This window comes from Microbacterium tenebrionis, from assembly GCF_903645325.1.
GTDB lineage: Bacteria > Actinomycetota > Actinomycetes > Actinomycetales > Microbacteriaceae > Microbacterium > Microbacterium tenebrionis.
On the sequence record NZ_CAHJXQ010000002.1, the window covers coordinates 368,538 to 387,919 of the forward strand.

The 19,382-nt window shown below is 70.5% G+C and carries 18 protein-coding genes; 8 read left to right on the forward strand and 10 right to left on the reverse strand.

The window, feature by feature from the left end; all coding sequences use genetic code 11:
* Positions 1 to 34: 34 nt before the first annotated feature.
* The 3 genes from HWX58_RS15050 to HWX58_RS05125 are packed head-to-tail and all read left to right on the forward strand — an operon-like array spanning position 35 to position 4,289.
* A complete protein-coding gene (locus tag HWX58_RS15050; RefSeq protein ID WP_250646108.1) occupies positions 35 to 1,225 on the forward strand; it encodes a glycosyltransferase in 1,191 nt (396 codons plus the stop codon).
* Positions 1,222 to 2,922 (forward strand): glycosyltransferase family protein, encoded by a 1,701-nt coding sequence (locus HWX58_RS15055; protein WP_250646109.1) that lies wholly within the window; start codon positions 1,222 to 1,224, stop codon positions 2,920 to 2,922. The genes HWX58_RS15050 and HWX58_RS15055 overlap by 4 nt, the downstream gene beginning before the upstream one ends.
* Positions 2,919 to 4,289: a DUF5719 family protein gene (locus tag HWX58_RS05125; RefSeq protein ID WP_175985934.1), complete on the forward strand. Its 1,371-nt coding sequence runs from the start codon at positions 2,919 to 2,921 to the stop codon at positions 4,287 to 4,289. Before HWX58_RS15055 ends, HWX58_RS05125 begins: the two co-directional genes overlap by 4 nt.
* Before the next feature lie 12 nt (positions 4,290 to 4,301).
* Here HWX58_RS05125 and HWX58_RS05130 read toward each other — a convergent pair whose 3' ends face one another.
* Positions 4,302 to 4,727 (reverse strand): hypothetical protein, encoded by a 426-nt coding sequence (locus HWX58_RS05130; RefSeq protein WP_227530407.1) that lies wholly within the window; start codon positions 4,725 to 4,727, stop codon positions 4,302 to 4,304.
* A 67-nt stretch (positions 4,728 to 4,794) separates the two neighbouring features.
* Here HWX58_RS05130 and HWX58_RS05135 point away from each other — a divergent pair, with 67 nt between their 5' ends.
* Complete coding sequence (locus tag HWX58_RS05135; protein WP_175985935.1) at positions 4,795 to 5,001, forward strand: DUF3499 family protein; 207 nt, start codon at positions 4,795 to 4,797, stop codon at positions 4,999 to 5,001.
* 1 nt (position 5,002) lies between these two features.
* On the opposite strand, the gene HWX58_RS05140 is transcribed toward HWX58_RS05135, so the two are convergent.
* Entirely contained in the window at positions 5,003 to 5,812 is an 810-nt protein-coding gene (locus HWX58_RS05140) for an RDD family protein (protein ID WP_175985936.1), read from the reverse strand.
* A 16-nt stretch (positions 5,813 to 5,828) separates the two neighbouring features.
* On the opposite strand from HWX58_RS05140, the gene HWX58_RS05145 reads away from it, so the two are divergent.
* Positions 5,829 to 6,821, forward strand: coding sequence for a stage II sporulation protein M (locus HWX58_RS05145; RefSeq protein WP_175986154.1), 993 nt, complete (start codon positions 5,829 to 5,831; stop codon positions 6,819 to 6,821).
* Positions 6,822 to 6,827: 6 nt separating this feature from the next.
* Here the strand turns inward: HWX58_RS05145 and aqpZ are convergent, their stop codons facing one another.
* The 8 genes from aqpZ to HWX58_RS05185 form a co-directional block, all read right to left on the reverse strand.
* Positions 6,828 to 7,592: an aquaporin Z gene (aqpZ, locus tag HWX58_RS05150; RefSeq protein ID WP_175985937.1), complete on the reverse strand. Its 765-nt coding sequence runs from the start codon at positions 7,590 to 7,592 to the stop codon at positions 6,828 to 6,830.
* A 117-nt stretch (positions 7,593 to 7,709) separates the two neighbouring features.
* Positions 7,710 to 9,206: a catalase gene (locus tag HWX58_RS05155; RefSeq protein ID WP_175985938.1), complete on the reverse strand. Its 1,497-nt coding sequence runs from the start codon at positions 9,204 to 9,206 to the stop codon at positions 7,710 to 7,712.
* 1 nt (position 9,207) lies between these two features.
* Positions 9,208 to 9,645: a Fur family transcriptional regulator gene (locus tag HWX58_RS05160; RefSeq protein WP_175985939.1), complete on the reverse strand. Its 438-nt coding sequence runs from the start codon at positions 9,643 to 9,645 to the stop codon at positions 9,208 to 9,210.
* Between the two features lie 91 nt (positions 9,646 to 9,736).
* A complete protein-coding gene (locus HWX58_RS05165) occupies positions 9,737 to 11,044 on the reverse strand; it encodes a DUF58 domain-containing protein (protein WP_175985940.1) in 1,308 nt (435 codons plus the stop codon).
* Positions 11,045 to 11,968 carry an AAA family ATPase gene (locus tag HWX58_RS05170; protein ID WP_175986155.1) on the reverse strand — a complete coding sequence of 308 codons (924 nt, stop codon included), beginning with the start codon at positions 11,966 to 11,968 and terminating at the stop codon, positions 11,045 to 11,047.
* Positions 11,969 to 12,000: 32 nt separating this feature from the next.
* A complete protein-coding gene (locus HWX58_RS05175) occupies positions 12,001 to 13,164 on the reverse strand; it encodes a DUF4350 domain-containing protein (protein WP_175985941.1) in 1,164 nt (387 codons plus the stop codon).
* Positions 13,161 to 13,814 (reverse strand): DUF4129 domain-containing protein, encoded by a 654-nt coding sequence (locus tag HWX58_RS05180; RefSeq protein ID WP_175985942.1) that lies wholly within the window; start codon positions 13,812 to 13,814, stop codon positions 13,161 to 13,163. Before HWX58_RS05180 ends, HWX58_RS05175 begins: the two co-directional genes overlap by 4 nt.
* Complete coding sequence (locus tag HWX58_RS05185; RefSeq protein ID WP_175985943.1) at positions 13,811 to 15,070, reverse strand: DUF7847 domain-containing protein; 1,260 nt, start codon at positions 15,068 to 15,070, stop codon at positions 13,811 to 13,813. The genes HWX58_RS05180 and HWX58_RS05185 overlap by 4 nt, the downstream gene beginning before the upstream one ends.
* Positions 15,071 to 15,266: 196 nt before the next feature.
* On the opposite strand from HWX58_RS05185, the gene mtrA reads away from it, so the two are divergent.
* The 3 genes from mtrA to HWX58_RS05200 are packed head-to-tail and all read left to right on the forward strand — an operon-like array spanning position 15,267 to position 19,351.
* A complete protein-coding gene (mtrA, locus tag HWX58_RS05190) occupies positions 15,267 to 15,947 on the forward strand; it encodes an MtrAB system response regulator MtrA (RefSeq protein WP_175985944.1) in 681 nt (226 codons plus the stop codon).
* Between the two features lie 27 nt (positions 15,948 to 15,974).
* Entirely contained in the window at positions 15,975 to 17,648 is a 1,674-nt protein-coding gene (mtrB, locus tag HWX58_RS05195) for an MtrAB system histidine kinase MtrB (protein WP_175985945.1), read from the forward strand.
* Complete coding sequence (locus HWX58_RS05200; RefSeq protein WP_175985946.1) at positions 17,645 to 19,351, forward strand: LpqB family beta-propeller domain-containing protein; 1,707 nt, start codon at positions 17,645 to 17,647, stop codon at positions 19,349 to 19,351. The genes mtrB and HWX58_RS05200 overlap by 4 nt, the downstream gene beginning before the upstream one ends.
* Positions 19,352 to 19,382 lie beyond the last annotated feature (31 nt).

Genomic DNA, 19,382 nt, shown 5'->3' on the forward strand with positions numbered 1-19,382 from the left:
GACGCCGTGCTCGAGCGCTTAGGCTGACCAGGCCATGCCAACCCGAGTTCATGCCATCATCGTCGCGCGCCCTGGGCCGTCCTCCCGAGCTCAGCTACTGCGCACGCTCGATGCCCTGACGCTTCAGACGCGTCGGCCGGACGCCGTGACCCTCGTCGTCTGCGGAGACGGCACGGCGGCGCGCGAGAGCGATGCGATCGCCCGGGTGGTCGAAGGGATCATCGAGGCCCGCACGAGCACGTCCTTCGCAGAGGCCGTTGCGCTCGCGAAGCCGCGCGTCGCCGACGACGCGGCGATCTGGCTCCTCGCGCACGACACTGCCCCGCATCCGGGCGCACTCGCTCAGCTCGCGGGGGCTCTGGAGCGTTCACCGTCCGCGTCCATTGCGGCACCCAAGCTCGTCGACGTCGACGACGACCGGCATCTTGTCAGCCTGGGCGTGACGATGACACGCTGGGGACGCTCCGTCGAACTCGCGGCAGGAGAGCTCGACCAGAACCAGCACGACGGCCGGGATGACGCACTCGGCGCCGACATCCGCGGGATGCTCATCCGTGCGGAGACCACCGGGCTGCTGCTGCCGGACCCCGGGCTCGGCGGTGCCGACGAGGGGCTCGACCTCGGCGTCCGTGCCCGCCTCGCCGGCGGACGAGTGACGCTCGCGCCCGGTGCCCGCGTCTCCGTCAGCCCCGACGGACCGGCCGCCCTGCCGCAGGGTCAGGCGCCGCGCGCCTACGTCACACGCCTTGCCCAGCTGCACCGCCGCCTCGCCTATGCGCCGGCCGCCGTCGTCCCGCTGCACTGGCTGAGCCTGCTTCCCCTGGCGCTGTGGCGCACGATCGCGCATCTGGTCGCCAAACGCCCGGCATCCGTCTTCCCCGAGTGGGGTGCAGCCCTCGCCGCGATGGTCCGCTTCGGCGCTGTCGCCCGCTCGCGCCGCGGCATCCGCACCAACAGGAAGGCCTCGTGGGCGCGCATCGCCCCGCTGCGGATCAGCCGCGCAGAGCTGCGTCGCCGACTCGACGACGGTCACGGCAGCGAAGGCGGCGCCGTCAGCGAACTCGACTTCTTCTCCGGCGGAGGCGCGTGGGCAGTGCTCGGCGCCCTCGTCGTGAGCATCGCGGCTTTCACGACGCTCCTGGCCTGGCCGGCGATCGGCGGGGGCGCCCTGCTTCCCCTCCGCGACACGGTCGCGGCTCTGTGGTCCGACGCCCGGGGGCAATGAGCGGTGTCGGCATCGGCGTCATCGGCCCCGCCGACCCGTTCGCGGCCGTTCTCGCCGTCGTCGGGACGCTCTGGGCCGGGGCGCCCTCCTACGCGATGGTCGTGCTCTGGTTGCTGGCGCTGCCGCTTGCGGTTCTCGGCGGGTGGTTCGCGGCCACGCGCATCACCGACCGCGGGGGGCTGCGGATCTTCGGCGGCGCCGCCTGGGCCCTGGCACCGACCTTCCTCACCGCACTGATCGAGGGGCGCCCGGCCGCCGTGCTCGCCCACCTCCTCCTGCCGTGGCTCTTCCACACGGCGGTCGTCGCGCACCGCTCGTGGGGCGCCGCCGGTGCGGCCTCGATCATCCTCGCGGCGACCATCGCCTGCGCACCGTCGCTCGCGCCGGCGCTGATCGTGCTGTGGCTGCTGGCGATCATCATCGTGCTCTCCCGCGCGTGGTTCCACGGCGCCATCCGCCTGCTGTGGATGCTGGCGCCCACCGCTGTCCTGTTCGCTCCTCTCGCGTTCTGGCAGGCGCAGAACGGGCAGCTGTGGTCGGTGTTCGCCGACCCCGGCGCCGTCTGGGCCGGGGCGCAGGTCGGCGCCGACCCGGCAGGACGGCTCGTGCTGGCCAGCGGATTCCCGACGGCCGACCTCGCCGGCTGGATGGACGTGCTCGACCCCGCTTTGGCCGCATGGGCTCCTGTGCTCATCGCACCCGTGGCGCTGCTCGCGCTGGCCGCCGCCGTCGCGCCGCGCTGGGGCGCGGGCATCACGCTGCTCGGCGTCACGATGGCCGGTCTGGCCACAGCGTTCCTCGCGGTCGGCGTCAGCGTGAGCTTCACCCAGGGCACTCCCGTGGCGATCTGGCCCGGCACCGGTCTCAGCCTCGCGTGGGCGGGACTGGTCGGCGGCGCCCTCGTCACCCTCGACACCGCGATCACGATGCCGAAGCTGCGCATCGCCGCCGTCACCGTCGCGGGCCTCGCGCTGGCCGTATGCGCCCTGCCCGCGCTCACCGCGCTGCACGGCGGACGCACGGAGCTCACCAACGGGCCCGAGAGCACGCTGCCCGCCTACGTCGCGGCCGAAGCGCGGGGCGACCGCGAGATCTCCACGCTCGTGCTCACCCCGCAGAACGACGGCGGGCTCGCGATCGACGTGGTGTGGGGTGCCAGCGCCACGCTCGGAGCCCAGACCACGATGCTCAGCACGGCGACGTCGCCGCAGGGCGTCGACATCAGCGCCCTGGCCGTCGACCTGCTCTCGCCGCGCACCTTCGACGCTCCAGGCGAGCTCGCCGCCCACGGCATCCACTTCGTCCTGCTCGATCAGCCACGCGGTTCCGAATCCGACGCGGCTCGTGCGTTCCGCGTCGAGGCGGTGACGGCGCTCGACCAGCGCGCCGGCTTCGTCAAGGTCGGGGAGACCGACAAGGGCGTGCTGTGGCGGCTCGATGCCGAGCCGGCCGAGCGGTCCGACCCGACCCGCGCCGAGCAGGGGACCGCTGGGTCGATCATCGCCCTGCAGCTCATCGTCGTGTTCGCCGCTCTGCTGCTCTCCATCCCGACCAGGGCCTCCCGGCGCGCGGCCAGATCCCAGTCCCGCATCGTCGGCAGAGCCGCCGACGAGCCGTTGGTCCTGCCACGGCGTCGCGAGGACGCCAGGCCGGAGCCCTCGGCCGGTGACGCCGACGAGGATGAGGAGCAGCGATGATCCAGAACCGAGCCGTCAGGCTGGTCACCACCGGCGCCCGTTTCCTCACCGGCGCCGCGCTGGCCATCGGGTGCGTGATCGCGGTCGTCGTCGCCGTGGCCATGCCGTGGCCGAGCACGCAGGCTCAGCCAGCTCAGGTGTCGGTGACGCCGACCGCCGGCGACACCACCCTGGTGTGCACAGGGGACTTCCGCGCCCTCGGACGCAACGCGACGGATGCGTCGCAGCAGCAGTCCGGCGGCACCCCGTCGCTCACGGTCGAGAGCACGGGCAGCACGGAAGAGTCCGAACTCGCAGCCCCCGAGCTCGGAGAGTCATCCGGGCCCAAGCACTTCGTCGCCAGCGCCGAGCAGGGCGGTGACTCGCTCATCGCCGCGGCCGAATCCATCACGCTGAATGCCGATGACCTCTCCGGCCTCGCCGCAGCAGCCTGCCGCGAGCCCCGCACCGAGTCCTGGTTGATCGGCGGCGCCGTCGAGACGGGCACCAGCGATCTGGTCATCCTCGCCAACCCCGGCGATGTGACGGCGACGGCGACCATCACCATGTTCGGCCTCGAAGAGACGTCGAGTTCGGTCCTCGTCCCCGCGGGCACGCAGATCTCCGTGCCACTGTCATCCGTCGCCGCCGGAACGCCGTCGCCGGTGGTACGGGTCACCGCCGAGGGCGCCCCGCTGCGCGCGACTGTGCAGTCCTCCCTCATCCGCACACTGGATCCGTCGGGATCCGACCTGCAGGATGCGGCTGCAGCACCCGCCGAGCGCATCGGATTCGCCGGGGTCCAGGTCGAGGCAGCCAGCGACGACTTTCCGCTCACGCTGCTGCGCCTGATGGCCACGGAAGAGGCGACCAACGCGCGGATCTCCGTGCGCTCGGGCGGCGAGGAGGTGCTGCAGACCACCGTCCCGCTCGACGCGGGCGCGCCCACGGATGTCGACCTGCAGGCGCTCGAGCCGGGCGTCTACAGCATCGACATCGAGGCCGACGCCTCCGTCGTGGGCGCGGTCAGGCAGACCACGGGTGCCGGTGCCGGAAGCGACTTCGCGTGGATGCCCTCTGCGCCGGAGATCGACGGGGAGGTGCTCGTGGCCGTGCCCGCAGGCCCCGGCCCGCGGATGCACCTCGTGAACGCCTCGGACGATGCGGTGACGGTGACGGTCGCGGGCACGTCGGGCGGGCAGCCGCAGGAGGTCAGCATCCCGGTCGGCGGCGACGCCGTGATCGAGGTCCGCAGCAGCAGCGCCTACTCGGTCTCCACGGACGGGCCGATCCGGGCCGCCGTCATGCTGTCCGGGACGGATGCGCTGGCCGGATGGCCCGTGTGGGCGGGCGCGGCGGCGCAGGAGCCGATCACCGTCTACCCCTGATCGCCGACGCCGTCAGGGCGCATCCGGTCCGAACTCCCACGGGTCCTTGCCGACGAATTCGGCCGCCGCGCGGAACACCGCGCTCTCGATCGCCACTCGTCGATGCAGATCATCGTCATGCCCCGGCGGGAGGAGTCGCTCGATCGGGATGCGGAACAGCACGATGCGGCGCTGTTCGCGATCGATCTCCCAGCGCGGGATGCCGTCGGCATCCGGCCTTGTCGGCAGCCCGCCGATCTCGAACCGAACGTCCTGCAGCTCGGGCCACGTGCCGCGCAGGAAGTCCACGGCGGTGCCGATCGTGGCGTCGAAGCGGTCGATGCGCCCGTCCAGCGGCGGCAGGGGAGGGCGGACGACCTCGCTGCGTCCCAGCCGTCCGTGCCGGCCATGACGGGCACCGCGTCGAGGAGACGCGGGGGCAGAGCGACGGCGTGGCATGTTCGAAAGTCTAGGCGCTCCGCGCGGCATCCCGATCGAGGCGCCCATGCGTCCTACGCTGACAGGGATGGACGGACGACTCTGCTCGAAGGTGACCTGCGCCCGTGAGGCCGTGGCCACGCTCACGTACGACTACGGTGACCAGATGGCCGCGCTCGGGCCGCTGGGCGGCAGCGGCCACCCGCACGCGCACGACCTGTGCGCGCAGCACGCGGACCGGCTCTCGGTGCCCGCCGGGTGGATCGTCGTGCGGCACGAGGCTCTGCGCGCCTGAGTCAGACGCCCACCCGGCGACCGGTCAGCCGCTCCGTCTTCGCGTCGGCGATCGCCAGAGCGCGGAATTCCCGCTCGCGCCGCAGCACGGTGATCGCGATGAGAATCTGTTCCGGGTGCGCCGCCGGCTGGGGCGACACGAACGCCGCGGACTCGGCGACGAGGTCTCCCGCGACGCGTGCCCGCGCCGGGGGCGACATCCGCTCGGCGTGCTGCAGGAACTGGGAGATGCGCCGGGCCAGCCGATCCGGCATCCGTGCGACGTCGGCGATCTGCGCCCAGCCGGTCAGCGCCGGGGGCATGACAGGCGCGAGCGGCACGAGCTTCGGCGTGCGGACCCGCTGACTGTACGTCCCCGCGACGAGGTCGCCCAGACGCTGCGACCGGGGCGTGAACGCGCCCGAGAGCATCGCGATGGCGCCGAAGGTCATGTAGATCTCGAGGACGCCTATCAGCGAACGGATGAATGCGTGCCGGAATCCGGCAGCACCGCCGTCCAGGCGGACGATCCGCCCGCCGACGGCGAGCCGCCCGAGACTCCGGCCCCGGGTGGCCAGCTCCACGACGATCGGCACGACGACGAAGCAGATGACGGCGGCGGTGATGTTCAGGATGCCGTCGATCGACGCGTCGATGATCCCCGTGAACAGCAACCACGTCCGCAGCCACAGGAAGAGCAGGAACAGCACCCAGCCGACGACCATGTCGATGAAGGAGCCGAGCGCGCGCATGAAGAAGCCCAGCGGCTGGACGTCGATCGCGACGGCTTCGCCGGAGAGCACCTCATCGGCGGTGTCGAGCGGCGTAGACATGAGTACAGTAAATCAGGTGGATGCCGATGCTCTCGCCGATGCGCGCCGTGCGGAGTGGGAACGACTCGACGCTCTCAGCCGCGCCAGACTCGACGGCGCGGGCGTCGATGAGCTGATCGTGCGATACCGTGCGGCATCCGCGGATCTCGCAGAGCTCAAGACCTCGGTCGGCGACTCGCCGCAGGGCGCCTATGTGTCGTCCGTCCTGTCGAAGGCGCGGTTACGGCTCACCGGGGCATCCGACAGCATCCTCACCCAGATCGCGCGGTTCTTCGTCGATCAGCTCCCCGCGGCGCTTTACCGACTGCGCTGGACGACCCTCGTGATCGCTGTCGTCTTCGTCGCGATCACGGTCCTCGTCGCGGCGTGGATTGCCGGCGACCCGGCGCTGGTGGCGTCCCTGGGACCCGCCGACTTCCTCGAGCAGTACGCCGAGGAGAGCTTCACCGACTACTACACCGAGAACCCGGCGGCGGTGTTCGCGGGCATGGTGTGGACCAACAATGCCTGGATCGCCGCGCAGTGCGTGCTGTTCGGCGTCACAGGAATCTGGCCGCTCTACGTCATCGTGCAGAACGCGTTCGTGGTGGGGGTGGCGGCGGCGATCATGACCGTGCACGACCGTCTGGACGTCATGGTGCTGTACATCCTCCCGCACGGGATGCTGGAGCTGACGAGCATCTTCGTCGCCGCCGCTGCCGGGCTGCATCTGTTCTGGGCGTGGGTCGCACCCGGGCATCGGACCAGAGGAGCGGCGCTGGCCCAGGAGGGAAGGGCCCTGGCCACCGTCGCGATCGGACTGGTCTTCGCCCTGTTCCTGTCCGGGCTCGTGGAGGGATTCGTCACGGGCTGGTCGCTGCCCTGGCCGATCAAGATCGGCATCGGCGCCGCCGCGCTGGCCGTCTTCCTCGTCTACATGCTGCTCGTCGGTGGCCGTGCATACCGGCGCGGTGAGCGCGGAGACCTGCTCGAATACGAGGCGGGCACTCCGCAGCTCACCGCGGGGTGACGGGACTCAGACCCGCTTCGTGCCGTCGAGCAGCGTCTTGTACGCGATCCCGGCGAGCATCGCCCCGACGATCGGGAACACGATGAACACCCACAGCTGCGAGAGCGGCCCGACGCCGCCGTAGATGGCGGCGGCGATGGAGCGCGCCGGGTTCACCGACGTGTTGTCCACCGGGATGCTGATGAGGTGGATGAGAGTCAGGGTGAGTCCGATGGCGAGCCCGGCGAACGGGGTCGGCCGCAGCTTGTGCGTCGTCCCGAGGATCACGAACAGGAACACGGCGGTCAGCACGATCTCGATGATGATGGCGGCCCACATGCCGAATCCGCTGGGGGAGTGCTCTCCCCAGCCGTTGCTGGCGAAACCGGCATCCTGGGCCGTGGTCAGCCAGCCGTCGGGCCCGAACAGGCCGATGAGGACGAGGATCGTGCTCGCGACGACGCCGCCGACGACTTGAGCGATGATGTAGCCGGGGACCTCGCGCCACGCGAGCCGTCCTGCGGCAGCGACGCCGAGCGTCACGGCGGGGTTGAAGTGTCCGCCCGAGACCGGGCCGAACGCGTAGGCGCCGACGACGACCGTGAGACCGAAGGCGAAGGCGACGGCCACATACACGGCCGAGCCCGAACCCGGGTCGGTGAAGTGGTTGGAGGCGAACAGGGCGGTTCCGACGCCGCCGAGGACCAGCAGGAAGGTGCCGAGAGCCTCGGCGGTGAGTTTGGCTCCTGTGGATGGGACGGGAGCTGCAGCTTCGGCGAGCGTCTCGCTCATGGGAATCCCTCTCGTCGGTTCGATCGGAATCGATCGGATTCAGGGCACATGCTAGTGGGGTCGGATGGTGAAGCATCCGACCCCACGCGCGAATCGACGATTCAGGGAATCAGCGACTCACTCGCCGACGCCCACCGGCTCCGCGTTGTCGAATGCGCGGCTGGTGAGCGCGCGCACGTCATCCGCGACCTTCTGGTCGACCTGGCCCCAGTACCAGAAGAAGCGCTCCTGGATCGCGGGGACGGTCAGCGCTTCGTACTGGCCGGCGAGGGTCTCGATGAAGCGCTGGCGCTCCTCGGCGGTGAAGACGTCGTTGATCAGCGTGCGCGCCTGGCCGAAGTCATCGTCCTCCGCGTGCAGGGTCGCGGCGGTGCGGATGAGCGCGCCGTCGTTCTCCCAGCTCGCCTCGACGCCGCGCTGCGGGTCGGCCTCCGGGCCGCCGGCCGCCCCGTACGAGTTCGGGGTGTAGACGCGGTGCTCCGCCGTGTTGAAGTGATACTGCATGTTGCCCTCATGCATGTAGTTGCTCACCTCGGCGGCGTGCGGCTGGTTGACCGGCAGCTGATTGTAGTTCGTGCCGATCCGGTAGCGTTGCGCGTCCGGGTAGGAGAACACGCGCGCCATGAGCATCTTGTCCGGGGAGATGCCGGTGCCCGGAACCTGGTTTCCCGGCGAGAAGGCGGCCTGCTCGATCTCGGCGAAGAAGTTGCGCGGGTTGCGGTTCAACGTGAACGTGCCGACCTTGATGCGCGGGTAGTCCTTCTTCGACCACGTCTTGGTGAGATCGAACGGGTTGAAACGGTACGTCTTGGCCTCTTCGTAGGGCATGACCTGCACGTAGACGTCCCAGGAGGGGTGGTCGCCGTTCTCGATCGCCTCGTAGAGGTCACGGCGGTAGTAGTCGGCGTCCTGACCGGCGATGCGCTCGGCTTCGTCGGAGAACATCGGCTCGACGCCCTGCTTGGTGAGGAAGTGGTACTGGACCCAGAAGCGCTCGCCCTCGGCGTTGACCCACTGGTACGTGTGCGAGCCGTAGCCGTTCATGTGGCGCCACGAGCGCGGCAGGCCGCGGTCGCCCATGACGTAGGTGACCTGGTGAGCCGACTCGGGGGAGAGGGTCCAGAAGTCCCACTGCATGTCGGCGTCGCGCAGGGCGGAGCCGGTGAGGCGCTTCTGCGAGTGGATGAAGTCGGGGAACTTCATGCCGTCGCGGAGGAAGAACGTCGGGGTGTTGTTGCCCACGATGTCGAGGTTGCCCTCGGTGGTGTAGAAGCGCAGGGAGAAACCGCGCACATCGCGCCAGGTGTCGGGGGAGCCCTGCTCACCCGCGACCGAGGAGAAGCGCAGCAGCGTCTCGCTCGTGGCCCCGGGCTGGAAGACGGCGGCGCGGGTGTACTGCGAGACGTCCTCGGTGACGACGAACTCGCCGAATGCTCCGCCGCCCTTGGCGTGCGGGTTGCGCTCCGGCACGCGCTCGCGGTTGAACGAGGCGAGCTTCTCGACCAGGTAGCGGTCGTGGAGGGCGGTGATGCCGTCCGGCCCGTTGGTCAGCGAGTGGGCGTCGCTGGCGACAGGGGTTCCGGTCTGGGTGGTCGTGAAAGTCTTGTCCGTCATTTCACTTCTTCCTTTCGCAATCGGAGCAGATGGCTCGGTAGGTCACAGAGGCTTCGATGATCCGCATCCCGTGGTCGTGGGACGGATGCAGGCAGGGTGCTTCGCCGACGGCGCACGCGACGTCTTCGACGCGGCCGCATTCGACGCACTGCAGATGATGGTGGTTGTCGAACTCGTCCTGCACCTCGTAGAGGGCGCTCGCGGCGTCCGGCAGGCTCACTCGGCGCACGATTCCGGCGCCGGTGAGATCGCCCAGGATGCCGTGGACGGTGGGCAGTGCCACCCCGCTGAGCCGGTCGCGCAACGACGAGAACACGGACTCCGCCGAGGCGTGCGGTCGAGCGGCCAGCGTTTCGATGACAGCGACGCGCTGCACCGTCACGCGGAGCCCTGCGGCGCGCAGGCGCTCGGGTGCATGGTGCTCAGTGGCGACGGTCATCGCATTCAGCATAGTCGTTTCCTGAATCATTCACAAAAGAGAATCAGTCATGTCAACCGATCGGCCACCCAGCGTTCGGCGGCGGACCCGCTCAGAGGCGGCCGGCGGCCTTGAGCTCCAGATAGCGATCCGCGATCTTCGGCGGCAGCGCCTCGGGGTCGGCGGTGATCGCCTCACCGCCTGCTCGGCGGATGGCATCCGCGACATTCTCCGCATCGCGGATCGTGCGCTCGGCGGCGGCCGCCAGGTAGATGTCCTCGCGGGAATCGCGCCGGGTGGCGAGCTCGCCGACGGCGTCGTCCGTGACCGAGCCGACCAGCACTGTCGTGGCGCGTGAAGCGGTGGGGAACGCGCCCAGGAAGCTGCGCGCGGACTCGGCGGCATCCTGCGCGGTGAGCACCACGATCAGCGACGGGCGCGTCGTCAACGAGCGGATCGCCGCGAAAGCTCCACCCCAGTCCGTGTCGACGAGCCGGGCATGCACGGGCGCCATCGCATCCGTGATCGCCTGCAGGAGACCGGCGCCCTCCACGCCCGTGACCCGCCCTCGGACGACGCGGTCGTACATGAGCAGGTGCACGTGATCTCCGGCCCTCGACGCGAGCGCTGCGAGCAGCAGCGACGCCTCGAGCGCGGCATCCAGTCGTGTGCCGTCGCCCACGCGCGCGGCGGCGGTCCGCCCGGTGTCGATGAGGATCACGACATGCCGGTCGCGCTCCGGACGCCAGGTACGCAGCATCGTCGTGCCGGCCCTGGCGGTGGCGCGCCAGTCGATCGAGCGGACGTCGTCACCGCGCACGTACTCGCGCAGGGAGTCGAATTCGGTGCCCTGGCCGCGGACCTGGATGCTCGTGTTGCCGTCGAGTTCGCGCAGGCGCGCGAGGCGGGAAGGAAGATGCTTGCGCGACGCGAAGGCCGGGAGGATGCGGATGGCGCCGCGCACGTCGTGCCTGGCCTGGCGGCCGCCGAGTCCCAGCGGCCCGCGGGAGCGGATGAAGACGAATGCGCTGACGAGCTCGCCGCGTCGGCGGGGGAGCAGCGGTACGGTCGCCCGCCGCCGCTCACCGGAGGGCACCACGACCCGCAGCCGCCCCTCTCCGGCTCCGGCCGTCGGCTGCCAGGCATCGCGGATGAGAGCGTTCAGGGTGCGCGGACCATGGTTGTGCAGAGCCACCTCGGCGTCGACCGGCTCGCCCATACGGGCGCGGGCAGGCACCCGTCTGGTCACAGTGACCGTACGGGCGCTCGCCGCCAGCGACACGTCGATCGTCAGCAGCACGGCGCACAGCAGCAGCCACCCGCCGACGACCGCCCACGCCGGGACACCTGCCATGGCGAGCGCCACGACGGGTACGACGCCGAAACCTGTGAGCAGCGCGAGCCGACCGGTGACGAACACTTAGATCGGCACCCGCGTCTGCTGGATCACCGAGGCGAGCACCGCATCCGCGGACACGCCCTCCATCTCGGCATCCGGACGCAGCTGCAGGCGGTGCCGCCAGACCGGCACGAGCATGGTCTGCACGTGATCCGGGGTCACGGCACTCGACCCGTTCAGCCACGCCCAGCCCTTCGCCGCGGCGAGCAGAGCGGTCGAGGCTCGGGGACTCGCACCCAGAAGCACGGATGGGGACTGGCGGCTCGCGCGGGCGAGATCCACGACGTAGCCGAGCACCTCGTCGGTCACCTCGACACGGGATGCGGCATCCTGTGCGGCCCGGATCTCCTCGGGGGTCACGGCCGCCGCGACGCCGGTGAGCACGCGCGGCGAGAAGCCGCCCGCGTGCAGACGCAGCACGCTGACCTCGGCATCGCGCTCGGGCATTCCGACGACGAGCTTCATGAGGAAGCGGTCCAGCTGCGCCTCGGGCAGCGAGTACGTGCCCTCGTGCTCGATCGGGTTCTGCGTTGCGGCGACGAGGAAGGGATCGGGCAGGTCGCGGCTCTCGCCGTCGGCCGAGACCTGGCGCTCCTCCATGGCCTCCAGCAGTGCGGCCTGGGTCTTCGGGGGCGTGCGGTTGATCTCGTCGGCGAGCAGGATGTTCGTGAACACCGGGCCCTGACGGAACTCGAACTCGCCGGTGCGCGCGTCGTACACGAGCGAACCGGTGACATCGCCGGGCATGAGATCGGGGGTGAACTGGACGCGCTTGGTGTCCAGCCCCAGCGCCTTGGCGAAGGAGCGCACGACCAGTGTCTTGGCCACGCCCGGGACGCCCTCCAGCAGCACGTGGCCACGGGCGAGCAGGCACACGAGCAGTCCGGTGACGGTGCCGGCCTGTCCGACCACGGCCTTGTCGACCTCGGTTCGCACCCGGTGCATGGCCTGGCGCAGCTGCGCGTCGTCGGTGTCTGTCACGGTTGGTTCCTTTCCACGTGCCCGGCGGCATCGACCGCCGTCTCGAGTTCGGCGAGTCGGCGAGCGGTCTCGACGAGTTCTGCGTCTCCGGTCGGCAGCGGGCCGGCGAGGAGCTGATGAAGGGAGCCGCGCGGGATGCGCAGCCGGTCGGATGCCGCATCCGCGACCTCGACCGAGGTCGACCGGGCTGTCAGCCCCAGGCGGGCGGCGAGGCGGCGGATCGCCCCGTCGCGCAGAGCCTCGGCGGCGTGGGCGGCGTCGCCCGCCTTCGCCGTGAGTCGGGCGCGGCCGTGCATGGTCTCGGATGCCCGGACGGTGACCGGGAGTGTCTCGGTGACGAGCGGGCCGAAACGCTGCCCGCGCGCTATGCCCGCCATCACACCGGCCAGGAGCAGAAGGATGATCGCAGGCGTCACCCAGGGCGGCGTGAGCGAGGCGAGGGTGTCGGGGGACTGCGCCTCGACGTCGGTGTCGCCGAACGACGGCACGTACCAGACGACATGATCGGTCTGGCCGAGGAGGGCGAGCCCGAGTGCCGCGTTGCCGTTCTCGGCCAGGTGCTCGTTGCTCAGCAGCGAGCTCGCCTCGATCATCGCGGTCCGGGTGCCGTCGCGGTCGGCGACGAGCAGGCCGGCTGCTCCGTCGTCGGCGAAGCATCCCTTCACGCCCTCGGCAGGGGAGAAGAAGCGGTCGGGCTGCACCGTACCGACGTTCGCGAGCTCGGGCAGGTCGCACCCGGCTCCGAGAGTCGCAGCCACCGGCGGGGCGGCGTTCTCGCCGAGATCGAGCAATCGGAGCATCCGTGAGGAGCTGGAGAGCACGACGGTGCGGTGCGACGGCTCGATGAGAGTTTCGACGGCTTCGTCGGAGAGTGCGAACGGGTCGGCCATGACCAGGGTGGAGTCATCGGTGATCGCGCCGGCCGCGTCGGCGCGGCTGCGGGCGATCGTGATCTCGACGCCCTGGTCCCGCACCAGTTCGGCGAGCGCGAGGCTCCCGGAGTCGCCGGCGTTCTCCGGGTCCAGCGCACCGCGCGGATCCGGGGCGCCGAACGTGAGTGCGCCGATGATCAGTCCGAACGCGATGACCGCGGCCGCGATCGCGAGCCAGCCCAGCACCGAGCGCAGACGTCCCTTCTCGCGCACCGCCGTCCCGCTCATGCCGGGACGACCTGGAGGTCGGATGCCGGGCGCGCCCGGCCGACGGCGTCATCGACGGCGACGAGCGAGCGATAGCCCGCCTCGGTCGCCGGATGCCGCAGATAGCGGACCTCGTCGAAGGCGCCGGCCGCGGCGGCGAGCTCCGCGTGCAGGTCGCCCAGAGCGGATGCCGCTTCGCGGGCGATCGCCTGCGCAGTGGCCCCTGGGGCGGGGTCGACGATGTTGCGCTCGAGGAATCCGCGCGCGATCGCCCGGAAGCGCAGCACCGTCGCGGCATCCCAATCGCCTTCGCGCGCGCGACGCTCGGCGTCGGCGCGCAGCTGCGCGGCCGTGCGGTCGTCGCGCTCGCCCAGCAGATCGGGGCCGGCGCGTCTCGCCCGCCGTGACGCCCGCGGGCGCCCCCACAGGATGAGCACGGTGATGAGCGCGGCGACGATGACCACGGTGACGATCACGAGTGCCGTGCCGCCGGCCTGCTGCCCGGCCTCCGGGGAGAACAGTCCGCTGATGAATTCGGCGATGTCCTCGGCGAGGTAGTCGAACCACGTCGGCTTGGCGTCGGCGTAGCGGGGGTTCTGCAGCTCCTGCTCCGCCCAGCGGCGCGCCTCGTCGCCGTCGGGGGCGAACGGGTCCTCGGCGAGGCGGATCATGCCCCGCCGTACCCGGGCGGCGGAGGAGGCGGCATCTGCGGACCGGAGTGCGCCGGGTACTGCGGCTGAGGCGGCTGTGCCGCCTGGTGTTCCGGGGCCGCCGGGTGCTGCTGTGCGGGCGGGTACGCGCTCCATCCGACCGGGGGAGCACCGTACTGCGGCGAATGCCGGAGCGGCGGAGCGCTGCTGACCGCCCGCTCCGGATCGACGGCGAACGGGTCGCCGAGCTCCTCGGGGGCCGTGCCGAGGTCGCGGCGCTCCAGGTAGGTGATCAGGCTGTGGTCGAGCCCCTCGTAGCGCATGCGGCTGTCGAGATAGATGAACGCCGCCGCGGCGCACTGCACGACGATCGCGACGGCCTGGAGCACGTACACGATCAGCTGCGGGACGGTGCTGACGACGATCGCCATGACGAGCTCGGTGGCCTCGTCCGTGCCGCCGGTGGGGGCGACCACGGGCAGCAGGAGTGAGCCCAGGAGCGACAGCGGCACGCTGATGACGCTCACGGCCGCGTTCATGATCAGGCCGATGAGGAAGATCACTCCGAAGGTGTTCCAGAAGCGTCCCCGGGTCAGCCTCCACGAACGGACGAGCGCCGGCCGCAGTCGCTCGCCCTCGAGGACGAGGACGGAGGGGACGAGCAAGAGCTTCGTGCTCAGCCAGATCCACAGCGGTATCGCGCCGAGCACGAGCAGAATGCCGACCACGACGGTCACGGCGACGCCCTCACCGGAGCCGCCGATGCCGGCCATGACGCCCAGGGCGATGATTCCGCCGATCACGAGCATGAGCACGATCGCGGCGAGGGCCTGCAGGACGCTCCAGCCGACCAGACGCCAGAACGCCGGCCGCATCCGCTGCCAGAGACGTCCGAGAGGGGCCTTCTCGCGCAGTGCCGCGCTGCCGACGTCGGCGGCGACGACGCCCTGCATCACCGCGGTGAAGGCGAGGCTGACGAAGCTCATCGCCAGGACGACCAGCGCGTTGATGGCGATCGTGCCCCACATGACGGGGTAGAAGTCGGGACTGCTCGGTGAGAGCGACTCCACGCGCGTGAAGGTCGCGACGGCGACGACGCCGATGACGACGAGGGTGACGATCGCGATCGCGAGCTGGATCACGATGGCGAATCCGAACAGCACCTTCGGGTTGTGACGCAGGGCGGCGAACGGCTTGCTGATCAGGGCTCCGAACGTGAGGGGATGCAGCGGCACGAGGCCCGGTCGGACGGCGGGCGTCCAGTACTGTGCGCTCATCGAGCTCCCCTCCGAAGGTGCACGACCATCGTGTCATATCCGCGAGTGACTGCGGAGAACCGGTGCGGATCTGTGCGGCGCCCCGGCGCGAGCGCTACCGTGATCGAAATGTTGTCATGAAGTACGCTGGGAGCGACCGCGCTGCGCCTTCACCCGGATGGCGGCGTGTTGCGTAGAAAGATGGGGCTGGGATCAGATGACCTCACGGATCCTCGTGGTCGACGACGATACCGCGCTGGCCGAGATGATCGGCATCGTGCTGCGCACCGAGGGCTTCGAGCCGGTGTTCTGCGCAGACGGCGCCAAGGCTGTCGAGGAATGGCGGACGCAGCATCCTGATCTCGTCCTTCTGGACCTCATGCTCCCCGGCATGGACGGCATCGAGATCTGCACGCGCATCCGTGCCGAATCGGGCATCCCGATCATCATGCTCACCGCCCGAGGCGACACGGCCGATGTCGTGCGCGGACTCGAGGTCGGCGCCGACGACTACATGGTCAAGCCGTTCAATCCGAAGGAGCTCGTCGCGCGGATCCGCACGCGGCTGCGTCCGGTGACCCCCGCCACGAGCGAGGTCCTCCGCATCGGCGACCTCGTCGTCGACGTCGATGCGCACGAGGTGCGACGCGGCCAGACGCCGATCCCACTGACCCCGCTGGAGTTCCAGCTGCTCGTCGCGCTCGCGGCGAAGCCTCAGCAGGTGTTCTCGCGCGAGATGCTGCTCGAGCAGGTGTGGGGCTACCACTACAAGGCCGACACGCGGCTCGTCAACGTGCACGTGCAGCGGCTGCGCGCCAAGGTCGAGCTCGACCCGGATGCGCCCAAGATCGTCATGACGGTCCGCGGCGTCGGCTACCGGGCCGGGAGCGTCGGCTAGGGGCCCGGATTGATCGCGACGAGCGCGATGCCGACGACGACCGCCGCGGTGTGGCGCGATCCGCGGAGCTGGCCCGAGGCGGCGGCGACTCTCTGGCGTCGGTCGCTGCGGTTCCGCACCATCACCATCACCCTGCTGCTCACGACGCTCGCGATCTTCATCACGAGCGTGATCATGGCCCTCGTCATCCAGAACAACCTGTTCGAATCGCGGCGGGACGAGGTGCTCTCCGATGCCCTGCGTGCCGTCGCCGAGGCGCAGATCCGCGTCGACTCGGCCGAGGTGACCGACGATCCCGCCGGGCTGCGCGCGCTGTGGTCGGACGTGCAGGACACGATTCCGCGGGCGTCGTCCTCGTCGCGGGTGATCGCGTTCCCCATCGACGACACCCCGGTCGGCAGCGGTGTGCAGGGATTCCGCACGGATCTGAGTGCCGATCTCATCAGCCCCGGCCTCCGTGAGCGGGTGGTGTCCTTCCCCGACCGTCAGTCCTGGCAGTCGATCGCGATCCCCATGCCAGACGGCACGACGGCGCCGGGCATTGTCGTCGGGCAGCAGCTGTTCCTCCCCGGCGTCGGCGCCTTCGAGGTGTACATCGCCTACGACCTCGCCGACTCCCAGGAGACCCTGCAGTTCGTGCAGAGCACGCTGTGGGCGGCGGGCTTCGTGCTCATCGCGATCGTCGCCGTGATCTCGTGGCTCGTGCTCCGGCTTGTCTCGAAGCCCATCATCGAGGCCTCCGAGACCAGCGCGCGGCTCGCCGCAGGCGACCTCGACGTGCGCCTTCCCGTGCACGGCGAGGACGAACTGGCGACGCTGGCGCAGTCGTTCAACGCGATGGCCGACAGCATCGAGGCGCAGATCAAGGAGCTCGGAGAGCTGTCGCTCGTGCAGCAGCGGTTCGTCTCCGACGTCTCGCACGAGCTGCGCACTCCGCTGACGACGATCCGGCTCGCAGCCGACATGCTCAACGACCAGCGCGACCAGTTCGACGCGACCACGGCCCGCACCGCCGAACTGCTCTACACGCAGGTGCAGCGCTTCGAGACCCTGCTGAGCGATCTGCTCGAGATCAGCCGGTACGACGCGGGATCGGTGCAGCTCGAGCTCGAGCCCACGAGCCTCGCCGAGCTCGCCGAGGACGTCATCGAGCAGATGCGGCCGCTGGCCGAGGAGCGCGGTTCCGAGCTGCGACTCGTCGCCCCGGGCGCGTACTCGCCCGTCGAGATGGACCCGCGCCGCGTGCGGCGGGTGCTGCGCAACCTGATCGGCAACGCGATCGAGCACGGTGAGCGGCATCCGATCGTCGTCACCGTCGACAGCAACCAGTACGCGGTGGCCGTAGGCGTGCGCGATTTCGGCCTCGGGATGCGGCCGGCCGACGCAGAGCGCGTGTTCGACCGGTTCTGGCGCGCGGACCCGTCGCGTCAGCGGACGATCGGCGGCACGGGCCTGGGGCTGTCCATCGCGCTGGGCGACGCGCAGCTGCACGGCGGGACTCTCGCCGTCTGGTCGGAGCTCGCCGTCGGGACGAACTTCGTGCTCACCATCCCGCGCGACCACGATCAGCGCGAGGGCACGTCGCCGGTGCCGCTGGAGCCTCAGGACGCCATCGTCGACGTCGGCCCCATGACGCAGCCGATCCAGTTGACCGAGCTGCGAGAGATCTACTTCGACGCGCGAGCGGAGGACGAATCATGAACCGATCGCCCCGTGGGCTCGCGGTCGTCGCCCTCGCGGCGCTGATCGCGGTCCTCACCGGATGCACGAGCCTGCCCAGCTCCGGCGAGGTCAACGTCGGCCTCGCGCTGGACGACGTCGACCTCGACCCGGACATCAGCCAGATCGCCGCGCGTCCTCTGGAGGGGGCGAGTCCGACGGAGATCGTCGAGGGCTTCCTGGACGCCGCCCTCACCCCGGACAACGGCTGGGCGATCGCACGCGAGTTCCTGAGCCCCGAGATGGCTGCGCGCTGGCGGCCCTCCGCCGGCGTCGTCATCGACTCGGGCGCGGGCACGCGCGACTTCAGCACGGACGTCGAAGACGAGGATGCCGAGTCCGGCGATGTGGGCGTGCAGCTCGAGCTCGTCGCCCGCGTCGACGAGGACGGTGCGTACGCGGAGCTGCCCGGCGACGACTCCGTGCTCGCGTTCAGCGTCGAGCGCAATGACGAGGGGGAGTGGCGCATCGCCGAGGCGGCGGACGGTATCGTCCTCGACGCGGATGCGTTCGCGCAGGTCTACCGGCGCTACGCGCTGCAGTACTTCGATCAGAGCTGGACGCGCCTCGTCCCCGACCTGCGGTGGTATCCGCGCAGGCAGACGATCGCCACGACGCTCACGCAGTCCCTCCTCGGCGGTGCGCCGGCCGACTGGCTGGCACCGGCGGTGCGCAGCGCGTTCCCCGGGGACGTGTCGCTCGCGAGCGACTCGGTGCCGATCAGTCCGGACAAGGTCGCCTCGGTCGAGCTCACGGCAGCGGCGTCGACACTCGACGATCGTCAGGTCTCCCGGATGCGCACGCAGCTGGAGGCGACGCTGCGACCGGTGGGAGTCACCGAGGTGCGTCTGCTCGTCAATGGACGCGACCTGAACGCCGGCGTCGCCGCGGTCGAGACGGGGCGCACCGAGTCCAGCCCCGTCGTCCTGACGGAGTCCGAGTTCGGCTCATTCGTCGGCGAGGAGATCACTCCCTATGACGGCATCAGCGATCACATCGTCGAGGTCGCGAGCGCCGTGGAGTCCGTCGATATCGCAGCGGACGATTCGCGGGCGGCAATGCGGCTCGACGACGGGTGGGTGTACACGGTCGCCGATGACGAGGTGAACCGTCTCGACAGCAGGGCGGGCCTGATCGCCCCGTCGATGGATCCCTACGGGTACACGTGGTCCGTTCCGGGGCAGGCGCCGCAGGAGCTTCTCGCCTGGCGCTCCGACGTCACTTCCGTCAGAGTCGCAGAAGCCTTCCCCGGGGCGTCGTCGATCTCGCAGTTGCGTGTGGCATCGGACGGCGTGCGTGCCGCGGCCGTGATCACGGTGGGCGGCCAGCGCTGGATCGCCCTCGCCGCGATCATCCGCGACGACGCCCATGTGCCCGTCTCGCTCGGCGAGACGCATCTGGTCGCCCAGCTCGACGGCACCTCCCTCGGCCTCTCCTGGATCGGCGACGAATCGCTCGGGGTCCTCCTCGACGACGAGGCGACACACAGTGTGCTCACGCAGAGCGTCGGCGGACCCGGTGTCTCCTCGGCGGCTCCGGCCGGGGCGCAGGCGCTGTCCGGCGGACGCACGGAGGCGGCGCTGCGCATCCTCGACGACAAGGGCGTCCTGTACGCACAGCGCGGTTCGACGTGGCAGATGGGCCTGTCGGGGGTCCTCGTCCTCGGAACCCACGCCGGACAGTAGTCCACCCCTCCTGCACAGGGATTGGCTCTCC